Origin of the sequence: Phenylobacterium sp., from assembly GCF_035276905.1 — a bacterium.
Lineage (GTDB): Bacteria > Pseudomonadota > Alphaproteobacteria > Caulobacterales > Caulobacteraceae > Phenylobacterium.
Genome location: NZ_DATELG010000124.1, coordinates 1 through 9,513 on the forward strand (window position 1 = coordinate 1; position 9,513 = coordinate 9,513).

The 9,513-nt window shown below is 68.7% G+C and carries 10 protein-coding genes; 3 read left to right on the top strand and 7 right to left on the bottom strand.

All coding sequences use genetic code 11. The features are described 5' to 3' along the window. Window positions 1-40: 40 nt before the first annotated feature. Window positions 41-1,654, bottom strand: a complete 1,614-nt coding sequence (locus VJS38_RS05675) for a sensor histidine kinase (protein ID WP_324087184.1) — start codon at window positions 1,652-1,654, stop codon at window positions 41-43. 490 nt (window positions 1,655-2,144) lie between these two features. Here VJS38_RS05675 and VJS38_RS05680 point away from each other — a divergent pair, with 490 nt between their 5' ends. Together VJS38_RS05680 and VJS38_RS05685 are read left to right on the top strand one after the other, a co-directional pair. Continuing rightward, window positions 2,145-2,951 carry a polysaccharide deacetylase family protein gene (locus tag VJS38_RS05680; protein ID WP_324087185.1) on the top strand — a complete coding sequence of 269 codons (807 nt, stop codon included), beginning with the start codon at window positions 2,145-2,147 and terminating at the stop codon, window positions 2,949-2,951. Further along, window positions 2,951-3,982: a glycosyltransferase family 2 protein gene (locus VJS38_RS05685; protein WP_324087186.1), complete on the top strand. Its 1,032-nt coding sequence runs from the start codon at window positions 2,951-2,953 to the stop codon at window positions 3,980-3,982. The genes VJS38_RS05680 and VJS38_RS05685 overlap by 1 nt, the downstream gene beginning before the upstream one ends. A gap of 19 nt (window positions 3,983-4,001) precedes the next feature. Here the strand turns inward: VJS38_RS05685 and VJS38_RS05690 are convergent, their stop codons facing one another. The 4 genes from VJS38_RS05690 to VJS38_RS05705 form a co-directional block, all read right to left on the bottom strand. Next, window positions 4,002-5,255: a polysaccharide ABC transporter ATP-binding protein gene (locus VJS38_RS05690; protein ID WP_324087187.1), complete on the bottom strand. Its 1,254-nt coding sequence runs from the start codon at window positions 5,253-5,255 to the stop codon at window positions 4,002-4,004. Between the two features lie 37 nt (window positions 5,256-5,292). Then, complete coding sequence (locus tag VJS38_RS05695) at window positions 5,293-6,354, bottom strand: class I SAM-dependent methyltransferase (RefSeq protein WP_324087188.1); 1,062 nt, start codon at window positions 6,352-6,354, stop codon at window positions 5,293-5,295. Between the two features lie 402 nt (window positions 6,355-6,756). After that, window positions 6,757-7,203, bottom strand: a complete 447-nt coding sequence (locus tag VJS38_RS05700) for an NUDIX domain-containing protein (RefSeq protein ID WP_324087189.1) — start codon at window positions 7,201-7,203, stop codon at window positions 6,757-6,759. A gap of 255 nt (window positions 7,204-7,458) precedes the next feature. Further along, the gene (locus tag VJS38_RS05705; RefSeq protein WP_324087190.1) at window positions 7,459-8,106 is read right to left on the bottom strand and encodes a helix-turn-helix transcriptional regulator; all 648 of its coding nucleotides are present in this window, start codon (window positions 8,104-8,106) and stop codon (window positions 7,459-7,461) included. Between the two features lie 463 nt (window positions 8,107-8,569). Here VJS38_RS05705 and VJS38_RS05710 point away from each other — a divergent pair, with 463 nt between their 5' ends. Continuing rightward, window positions 8,570-8,758, top strand: a complete 189-nt coding sequence (locus VJS38_RS05710) for a hypothetical protein (protein WP_324087191.1) — start codon at window positions 8,570-8,572, stop codon at window positions 8,756-8,758. Between the two features lie 210 nt (window positions 8,759-8,968). On the opposite strand, the gene VJS38_RS05715 is transcribed toward VJS38_RS05710, so the two are convergent. Together VJS38_RS05715 and VJS38_RS05720 are read right to left on the bottom strand one after the other, a co-directional pair. After that, window positions 8,969-9,157: a hypothetical protein gene (locus VJS38_RS05715; RefSeq protein ID WP_324087192.1), complete on the bottom strand. Its 189-nt coding sequence runs from the start codon at window positions 9,155-9,157 to the stop codon at window positions 8,969-8,971. A gap of 130 nt (window positions 9,158-9,287) precedes the next feature. Continuing rightward, window positions 9,288-9,473, bottom strand: a complete 186-nt coding sequence (locus VJS38_RS05720; RefSeq protein ID WP_324087193.1) for a hypothetical protein — start codon at window positions 9,471-9,473, stop codon at window positions 9,288-9,290. Window positions 9,474-9,513: the final 40 nt, after the last annotated feature.

Genomic DNA, 9,513 nt, shown 5'->3' on the forward strand with positions numbered 1-9,513 from the left:
TGTTCGTCGTCCTCGACGATGAGGATGGTGTTCTGCTCGCTCATGAATGCGTCGTCGTCCGGGGCAGGGCGATTGAAATTATGAGGCCGGTCTGACCATCGCTCCGATTTCTTGCACTGACCTTACCGCCCAGAATCTCGACGAGGCTCCGCGTGATGTAAAGGCCGAGGCCCATTCCTGGCGTTTCGCCGGCCTGGACGCGGTGAAACCGCCCGAACATGCGCTCAAGCGCAGCCTCGGGAACGCCACGACCTTCGTCGACGATCTCGATCAGCAGCCCGTCCGGCCGACGGGCGCCGGATACCGCTACGATCGATTCCTCGGGGCTGTATTTGATCGCGTTCTCGAGAATGTTGCCGAAGATCTGCGTCAGCAGGCTGGCGTCGGAGCGCACCACCTCGACGTCGAGGTCGACCTGGAGATAGCGCCGGGCGCCGCCGGAGGCGCCGAACGAATCCCAGACGTCGTAGATCAGTTCCTCCAGGTTCACCTCTGACGGATTGACCTCGATCGCCCCAGCCTCCAGCCGCGCCAGGCTCAGGAAGTTGTCGACGTAACGGCTCAGCCGGTTGGCCTGCTCCTTGATGATCAGCAGGAACTCCCGGTCGACGCCGCGGTCGTGCGGTTCCGGCAGGCTCAGAATGCTGGTGACGGACCCCAGAATGCCCGCCAGCGGCGAGCGGAAATGATGCGAGACGGCGTCCAGCAGGATGGTCCGCAGCTGTTCGGCCCGCATGGCGGTTTCCATGTCCGCCCGTTCGGCGGAGAGACGCGCGCGAACGATCGCGCAGGCGGCCATGTCGATCAGGGCGGCGGCCGTGTCGTCCGCCGCGCGCCGGTCGGTCACGGCGGCGGAGAACCACCAGCGCACCTCGCCGAAGTCGCGGCCGTCGGCCAGAAGACGCCGCACCTGCACGCCAGGGTCGGCGGGGCCGGCAGGGACGTCGCACACTTCGATCCTGGCGCGCGGATCGAGGCGCAGCAGGCTTTGCGCCAGCGCAGATCGTATGCCCGCCTCATCGCCGCAACTCGAAAAGCTCGCCCCCGCGCGTTCGAGCGCCGCGCGGGCGTCGCGATTGCGCCTGAAGGCCTCGCCGAGCAGGCCGATACGCAAGCCGAACACGCTCACCATGACCACGCCCAGGACCCTGGACAGTTCGCCCCCGGTTCCGGCGGCTGGAAACAACGCGACCAGCAGCGTGGCCGCAAGGCCCGCGATCAGAAGACCGCGCGCGCCACCTGTCCACTCGGCGGCCACCAGCGCGGGCGCCAGCACTAGGGGAAGCGTCCACGTGGGCCCAAGCGCCGCATGGAACCTGATGGCCGCAGCGCCGCCGGCCAGAGCCAGGGCGAAGCCGGCTAGCGTGCGCCGCCCCTGAGTCAGCAGGGCTGCGCGGCGCAGCGGTCCGACGACCTTGAAGCTGCGAGCAGCGGGCGGCGGCGGCGGAAGCGCGGAGGAACTGCGCGATGGCGAACTGCGCCAGGTCGGCCCTCGCCGCCGCGCCTCGTCCGTGAAATGGCCCACGCCCGCCACGGTCGCGCCGAACGCCAGAACGAAGAGGAGGTCCTCAGCGCGCAGACTGTCCACGCTCAGGCCTCCGCCCCAGGCGCGATAGATCACCATCAGGGCGACGGCTCCGGCCAGCAGGCCCATCGTCAGGCCGAAGCCCGCCGTCACGGCCAAGGCGCCGCCCAGAAGCAGGGTCTCGTAGGCGCTGAAACGGCTGTGGAGCGATCGCGCCGCCAGCGTCACGACGACGACGCCGATGTTCAACCGCATGAAGGCGTGAAGCGCCGCTTCGAGCCCCAAGTGCGCTCGCGGGCGTCGATCGTTGCCGTAGCTCTGGTTCGAAAGTGGCGACATGGATGGGCTCTGGACTAGCTCAAGCGTAACCGCAGATGCGCCTGCTCGCCGAGTCCCCGGGCGCGCCTCCTCGGCGGCGCCTTGGCCGCGCCGTACGCGGATCGCACCGCGACGCTGATTTCTCCGATCGCCATGGCTCCGATTGTTCCAGCTGAGCGTTAATAGCTTTGCCTTCGACGCGCCGGGGCTGTGCGACGTCGAAGCGGGGGCGCAGAGCCCTTCTCGTATGTGGATTGGGCGTGCGCATCGTGCACGCCCGGGCGTGCGTGGGATTGGCGGTATGCTCGCGGCTGGCGTCATCAAGAAGATCGTGAAGGGCGTCGGCCTCGAGCGGCGGCACGTGGCGCCCGCGCGAATGTTCTGCGAGCGCTACGCCCTGGCCACATTCGGCCACGAGCACCAGCGCCCGGGCGGACGGATCCTCGCCTATCACTCGGTCGGGCAGCCCGCGTGGGGCGTCAACGACGTCTCACCGCAGCAGTTCCGGCGGCACCTGGATCTGGCGCTGGAGCTCGGCTACCGCTTCGTGCCGGCCTCGCAGATCGCGCTCACCGGCGGCGCGCCGATGGACCTGGCGGTCACCTTCGACGACGGCGCGCGCAGCGTCGCCACGGTGGCCGCGCCGATCCTGCGCGACTACGGCATCCCCTACACGGTCTTTCCGGTGACCGACTGGACCGACGGCAAGGTCGAGCATTTCGTCGGCAAGGTGATGACCTGGGACGAGATGGCGGGCCTCGTCACCTCGGGCGCGGAGATCGGCAGCCACTCGGTCACCCATTCGGACTTCGCCGCGATGAGCCCCGACCGGTACGAGCACGAGCTGGCGGAGTCGCGGCGGATCATCCGGTCCCGGCTGGGCTGCACGACCGAGACCTTCGCCATTCCGCTCGGCCAGGCCCGCCACTGGACCGCCGCGGCGGGCGATGCGGCCCGCGCGGCGGGCTACGCCATCGTCTATTCGCAGTCCGAGGAGACGCGGCCCGCGGGCACCATCGCCCGGACCTTCGTCACCCAGTTCGACGCCGACTACATTTTCCGGGTGCTGCTCCGCGGCGCCTTCGATTGGTGGGACGAGTGGTTCTGATGCCGGTGAAGCGCGTGTCGCGAGCAAAGCGCGTGGTTTCGGTGATCGTCGCGACGCGCAATCGGCCGGCGATGCTGCGCGAGGCGCTGGCCAGCATCCGCGCCCTCGAAGGCCCGGACCTGACCTTCGAGATCCTCGTCGGCGACAACGGCTCGGCGCCGGAGACCGCCGACATCGTCGCCGAGTTCGGGGGCGTCCATGAGCGCACCGAGACCGACGGCTGTCCCGCCGCGCGCAACCTCGCGCTTCGCCGGATGACCGGCGACTTCGTGGCCTTCCTGGACGACGACGACGTCTGGACGCGCGACAACATCCGGCCCCACATCGCGCTGATGGACGCCGACCCCGAGATCGGCGTGGTCTTCGGCCAGATCGTGCACGCCGATCACGAGCTGCGGCGCTTCGGCAGGCCCTGGCCGGTCGGCGCCGAGATGCAGGGCGACATCTTCGTGCGCATGCTCAGCGGCTACTTTCCCCAGGTGGGCGCCACCGTGGTGCGCGGCGACGTCGCGCGCCAGATCGGCCTGATGGACGAACGACTGATCGGCGATTCCGACTGGGACTGGCAGCTGCGCCTGACCCGCTCGTACAAGACCGGGTTCACGCCGACGCCCAGCGTGATCTGCCGCGGCCGTCCGAGCGGCTCCTACGACGTGCTCCAGAAAAAGCGCGCGCGGTACACCCGCCGGATCTTCTGGCGTCACGTCCTGCGCAACCTCAGCCGCTGGCCGACGCCGGTGCATCTGCTGCGCTCCTACTTCCGCGCGATGGACGTCTACTATTACTACTTCGTCCAGGCCGCGTTCGAGCGCGCCCATGGCGGCGATTACGCCGGGGCGCGCCGGGCGATCCGCAGCGCCCTGGCGCTCAACCCGGCGCGCGCGCTCAGGTCGATCGCGCGGCGCTCACGCCTGGGGTCGGCGACGCGGCGGGCGGTGTTCCCGTTCGTGGGCCATGGACGCCCCGCTCGGCGCGTGACGCGCGTGCGGCGCCTGGCTCCGGGCGCGAAGCCCAGGTCGTCCGAGGCCTAGTCTAAGGGGCAAAGCCTGTTCAGCGCCGCTGGGCGTCCAGCGCCGGGGCCCTGGCCGCCTGGGGGTCGAACCGCCAGTGGCCGCCTTCGTGGAACACGCCATAGGCGTTCGCCTGGAAGACCGGGTGGCGGATGTGGAAGCTCTCGCCGAGCTGGGAGGCGATCTGGTGGCCGCGTTCGCGCACCGCGATCGTCGCCGTGTACATGTCCGAGACCAGCCGCAACGGCGGGGTGACCAGCTCGACCGCGCCCTCGCCCTCCAGGAAGGGGACGTCGACGTTGTCGGCGTGGGTGGAATAGCTGCAGCAATGGACCTCGTCGGAGCGGTTGATGCCGATGCGCAGGTCGGGGCGGTCGATCCGCCGGGTGGTGCGATAGCGGATCCGGATGCGCATCCGGTCCCCGAAGTTGAACATCGACCTGGCGTAGCCGGCCTCGTCGGTGAGGGCGATGTCGGTGACGACCAGCGGCGGCTCCTCGACGCCGTCGCCCTGGAACCAATAGCTCTGCGCCAGGCGGTTGTCCTCGGTGTAGAGCTTGAGGCCCGCGTCGGTCGGGCCGTCGAACACCACCTGGCCCTTGCGCAGATAGATCACCCGGGGGCACATGCTCTTGATCGAGAACATGTTGTGCGAGACGAACAGGATCGTCGCCCCGCTGCGCTCCAGCGACTTGGCGAAGTCGATGCACTTCTTCTGGAAGCTGTAGTCGCCGACGGCCAGCACCTCGTCGAGCAGCAGGATGTCGGGGTCCAGGTGGGCGGCGACGGCGAACGCCAGCCGCACGTACATGCCGCTGGAATAGCGCTTCACGGGCGTATCGATGAACGTCTCGATCTCCGAGAAGTCGATGATCTGATCGAACTTGCGGGCGACCTCCTGGCGGCCCATGCCGAGCATCGAGCCGTAGAGGAAGACGTTCTCGCGGCCGGTGAGCTCCTGGTGGAAACCGGTCCCGACCTCGAGCAGGGCTCCCACGCGGCCGCGGATCCTGGCCCGGCCCTCCGTGGGCGTGACGATCTGCGAGAGCATCTTCAGGAGGGTGGACTTGCCCGCGCCGTTGCCGCCGATGATCCCGACGTTCTCGCCGCGGGCGATCTCGAAGCTGGCGTCGCGCAGGGCCCAGAACTCGCCGCGGCGGACGTTGGCCTTGCGGCTGAGGAGGTCGCGCGTGGCGGCCTGAAGCAGGTCGCGCAGGGAGTCGTGCTTCGAGCCCGCGGCCCCGATCCGGTACCTCTTGCCGAGGCCCTCGACGCTGATCGCCAGCTCATTCATGCGCAAGAGTCTCCAGTGCGAGGCGGCGCATGCGGCCTCAATGGGGGGCGGACATCAGGCGCAACGCCTTGGCCATGCGGTGCGGGGTCGGCCAGCGCACCCGCCGCGAGAACGAGGCCGCCTGCTCCAGCGGCAGGGTCGCGCGGCCGCACAGCGTCCGCACGCCATGGGCCGCGGTGTTCGGGTCGACGCTCTGGTAGCAGTTGAGGAAGCCGCCGATCACGTGCCGCCTGGCGAAGCCCGGCTTCTTCAGCCGCCGGTCGAGGTCGAGCTCGTTGTCCTGGATGTGCCAGGCGCTGGCGTCCTCGGGCGCGCGGGTGTCGAAATTGGCGATCAGCCAGCCGTCCGGCTTCAGCGCCGCGTGCAGGCGCTCGCAGGTGGCGTCGAAGTCGGTGACGTGGGTCAGGGTGTCGAAGGCGGTGATGACGTCGAAGGCGCCCTGCGGCAGGGGCTGGTCGTTCAGGTCGATCACCCGGATGTCGGCGCCGTGCCGGGCGTTGCGCCAGGTCGCGTAGGCCAGCAGCGGTTTGGAGACGTCGGCGATGGTGACCTTGAAGCCGAAGCGGTCGAAGACCTGGCCGTTCAGGCCGATGCCCGAGCCGAAATCCATCAGCTGGCCGCCGGCGACGCCGTTGGCCCTCAGGAAGCGCACCACGGCGGGCGACTGCGGAAAGGCGTGGCCGGTCACCTGCAGATAGACGTACCAGGCGAGGTCGTACCGCCAGGAGGTGGTGGTGTTGTAGAAGTCCCGCACGCCCTCCGGCGTCGAGCGGTCGGCGGCCTTCCACTCGGCGACGCTGAGCTTCTCCCAGTCGAGGCACTTCTGATAGGCTTGCTCGACGCTCTCGTGATGGAACGCCGCGAGTTCCTTCAGGATCGACTGGCGGGGCCCGTCGCCGCCGAGGGAGACACAATCGCGCAGCACCTTCATCTCGTCGCTGAACCAGGCGTCGCGCTGGTCGGCGCCCCAGGCGCCGGCGTCGGGCGGCGGCTGCAGTTGCGGATCGATGTGCTCGCCCTGCGCACCCTGCTTCTGAATGAGCAGAAGGTGTGCGACCCTCTCGAGGAGTCCGTGCCGGTTTTCCTGAACCTCAGTCATGAGAACGACTGCGCTCCACGCCGAAATGCGTCATGGGAACTCGTCACGGCCGCGACCGTACGAACGCCCGCCGGCGGCAGAAACGCCATTTGAAAGGGTCGCCCGCCGCCGCCACAGCTAGAGCGCACGGCGGGGCGGTTTGATCCATTTCATGGCTGTAATGCGCTTAAGACGCGCCTGACGGCGTCGGAGGCGACCGGCGGCTTGCTGCAGCGCGCCCCGCGACGCCTCGGCCGCTGGGGGCGACGGCCGAGGCTCGCGCTGGGCAGTCCGCCGGAGGCGGGGGTGTTCGGCGGCGCCTTATAGACGCTCGGGCGCGCGCATCCGCTCGAGCACCGGATCGTCGCCGCCGGCGCCTTGGCCGTCCATTGCATGTGATTGTGGCGCGGCGCTTTTCGCCCGTTACCAGATCGCCTCGACGTTCGCGCCCCGGCGCTCGGCCAGGCGCCTGCGGACCGAAGCGTGGACGTCCGCGGGCAGGTCGCTTTCGGCGAAGAACTCCGCGCCCTCGATCTCGACGCCCCAGCGGCGCGCGCAGGGCCGCCAGGCGCCGGCCTCGAAGAAAGCCACATGGTCGCCGCCGGTCCACTCCGGATTGCGGAAGAGGCCCACCAGGCGCGGCGGCGCCGTCAGCTCGACCCCGCCTTCCTCGATCAGCTCACGCCGCGCGGCCTCGACGGCGGTCTCGCCGAACTCGACTCCGCCGCCGGGAAAGTGCCAGCCGGGCAGGTAGCTGTGCCGGATCAGCAGAATGCCGCCCTTATCGTCGCGCACGCAGACCCGCACGCCCAGCGTGATGCCGCGCAACTGGCTTCGCAGCTTGATCAGCGGGAGAAGGAGGCGGAGCACGCGGCCGACAATCGACTGGCCGGTTTGTGACGCCCGGGGTCTTTGATCGGATCGATTTTTCATGGAGCGACCGGCGGTGGCGACTGGCGATGTATCGGTTGACGGCAAACGGGGCTCCAGCGGCGCGCGGCTCGAACGATCCGAGTTCAGTCAACCCGCCTCACGGCAATTTTAGGAACATCACGCCTAAGGTTCCGTGCATTCCCGGAATGGCGCGAAGGACGCCAAGCCCGGCGTCGCCATGAGAGAACGGTGTCAGGCGAGCGGGATCACGAACGGGGTCAGGCGGTGGAAAAAGCCTTCGCGTGACGAGACGCCCAGCTTGGCGTAGGCCCGCTTGATGTGGGTGCGGACGGTCTCCAGCGAGACGCCCAGTTCGTCGGCGGTCTCGCCGGCGGTACGGCCGCCCATCAGGCGGGAGGCGACGCGGGATTCGGTCTGGGTGAAGCCGAAAGCCGAATGCAGGTCGGCCAGATCGAAGGAAAAGTCGTCGCTGGCGCGCAGCAGGGTCAGCCCCACCATGTCGTCCGCCGGCGAGCTCAGCCGCAGGGCGGTCAACACCAGGTGCTCGCTCATCTTGGCGTCATGCAGGCAACAGGTCGAAATCTGCAAGGTCGCGCCGCGGATCAGCTCGCGCAGCTGCTGATCGAACCGGTTTTCCCGAGTGCGAATGTGGCCGTTGCGGATCAGCAGCGAGTTGGGCCCGCTCATCATCCGCTCGGCCGACGAGCTCATCCACAGCACCCGCAACGCGTCGTCGACCAGGACGCGCGCCCGCCCTTCACGCTCGATCCAGATCGCCACCGCCTGGTCCAGCGGACCGTAGTCCGGGGTTCGAGCGGCCGCCGTACTTCGTCGGTTCGGTTCCGCGAAGGTGATGGGTTCGTGCAGTTCGCTGCGCATCCATTTCGACCCTTGCCCAGGGGGTCCCCGACACCCCACAGTCTCCATCTCCGCTGCATCGCAAGCTCTTTCATTCGTTTTCTAATCCAGCGGATTTTTAAGAATTTTCCTTGGCCCCCATCTCCCTTCGCACCTGCGACGCGGGGGCGCCGGCCCCCGATCAGGGGATGCGAACCAGCGGCCTCGCGGCGGCTCGTGCGGCACGAAAGGGGGGGAGATCGGCGTCCCGCGACGCCCGGCGTTCGGGCCCGCGGTCTGCGAATGGGGTCTCGTCGGCGGGCTGACGCTCTGGAGCCTGGGCGTCATGCGTTTGCGCTGGTGAACGGCGCTTCTCCTGTGTTGGTGGCCAAGCCTCCTGTTCGGCGCGGGCCCGGACCGCCTTCGTGATCGGAAATTTCGCAATTGATCGATCTTTTCCGCGCGTCCTTTGGCAGGGTGCGCGCGGAGGGGGCGAGGAGGTCAGATGGGCAAGAGGCTGATCGACACGCTCCAGGAGGTCATCGAGGCGGAACGCCTGGCGGCCGAGTGGCGGCGAACCTACGGCGCGGATGCGGAGCGCTATTGCGACAGCCTGATCGAGGAGGCGCGCAGCTGGAAGGAGCTCGACCGCGAGCAGCTTCAGGACGTGCGGCGCGCGCTGCGCTGGGTCTGAAAAGCTTCCAAAACTTTCTACGGTCGCGCTCGAACCTGTCCGCGCGCTGACAGGTTTTTGCCGTAGGGCTGCAAAGTGGCCCTGCATGTTGATAATGCGATGCGAAAGGCGAGCGGGTCGCCTAGCCTGGCGAAGTCTCGCTCGCGAGCCCCGGTCCTCGGCAGCGCGAGAGCCGGGGCTTTCGCTTATCTGGCTGTCTTCTCCGCCGCGTCAGTCGCTGAGCAGGGGCCTTCGCACCCCCGAGCGCTCGAGGCGGCGTCCCGCCGCCAGTTGGGCGATGTCGAACCATCCCGCGAGATAGCCGACATAGGCGCGCATCATCTGGTCGACGGGCGGGACTTGCGCTTGTTCGCTCACGGACCGCGGCGGCAGGTCCGACGGAAGGATGGCGGAATCCATCACAAGCTCCCTGCGTTCGCGTGGAACTTCGGGAAATGCGGCCGTGGCGGCGGCCGCGCGGAGTGAGCGCTGGGGCGCCTGCGATATCAACCTGCGCCGAGATCACTTTCGCGCGCGCCGGCCGCGGAATTCAGGCGCGCAGCGGTCTCGCCCGCGCGTTCGCCTGAACGGCGCGCCAGGTGGCCTGCTCGTCGGCGAGCACCAGCCAGTCCTGCCGCTCCCGCTCGAGCTGCGCGCGCCGTTTCGGGCTGAGGTTCTTGCTCAGCAGCTGCGTACAATAGGCGGCCTGTTCGCGGTACATGGCGTCCAGGTCCATGGGCTTCCTCCGAAGGTTCCGCGGGCTTCTGCGGGCGCCG

Bases quoted from the DNA above. Each gene is read 5' to 3' on its own strand.
- VJS38_RS05705 (WP_324087190.1), bottom strand. From the start codon at position 8,106: ATGCGCAGCGAACTGCACGAACCCATCACCTTCGCGGAACCGAACCGA.
- VJS38_RS05695 (WP_324087188.1), bottom strand. From the start codon at position 6,354: ATGACTGAGGTTCAGGAAAACCGGCACGGACTCCTCGAGAGGGTCGCA.
- VJS38_RS05680 (WP_324087185.1), top strand. From the start codon at position 2,145: ATGCTCGCGGCTGGCGTCATCAAGAAGATCGTGAAGGGCGTCGGCCTC.
- VJS38_RS05715 (WP_324087192.1), bottom strand. From the start codon at position 9,157: ATGGATTCCGCCATCCTTCCGTCGGACCTGCCGCCGCGGTCCGTGAGC.
- VJS38_RS05720 (WP_324087193.1), bottom strand. From the start codon at position 9,473: ATGGACCTGGACGCCATGTACCGCGAACAGGCCGCCTATTGTACGCAG.
- VJS38_RS05690 (WP_324087187.1), bottom strand. From the start codon at position 5,255: ATGAATGAGCTGGCGATCAGCGTCGAGGGCCTCGGCAAGAGGTACCGG.
- VJS38_RS05685 (WP_324087186.1), top strand. From the start codon at position 2,951: ATGCCGGTGAAGCGCGTGTCGCGAGCAAAGCGCGTGGTTTCGGTGATC.
- VJS38_RS05710 (WP_324087191.1), top strand. From the start codon at position 8,570: ATGGGCAAGAGGCTGATCGACACGCTCCAGGAGGTCATCGAGGCGGAA.
- VJS38_RS05675 (WP_324087184.1), bottom strand. From the start codon at position 1,654: ATGGGCCTGCTGGCCGGAGCCGTCGCCCTGATGGTGATCTATCGCGCC.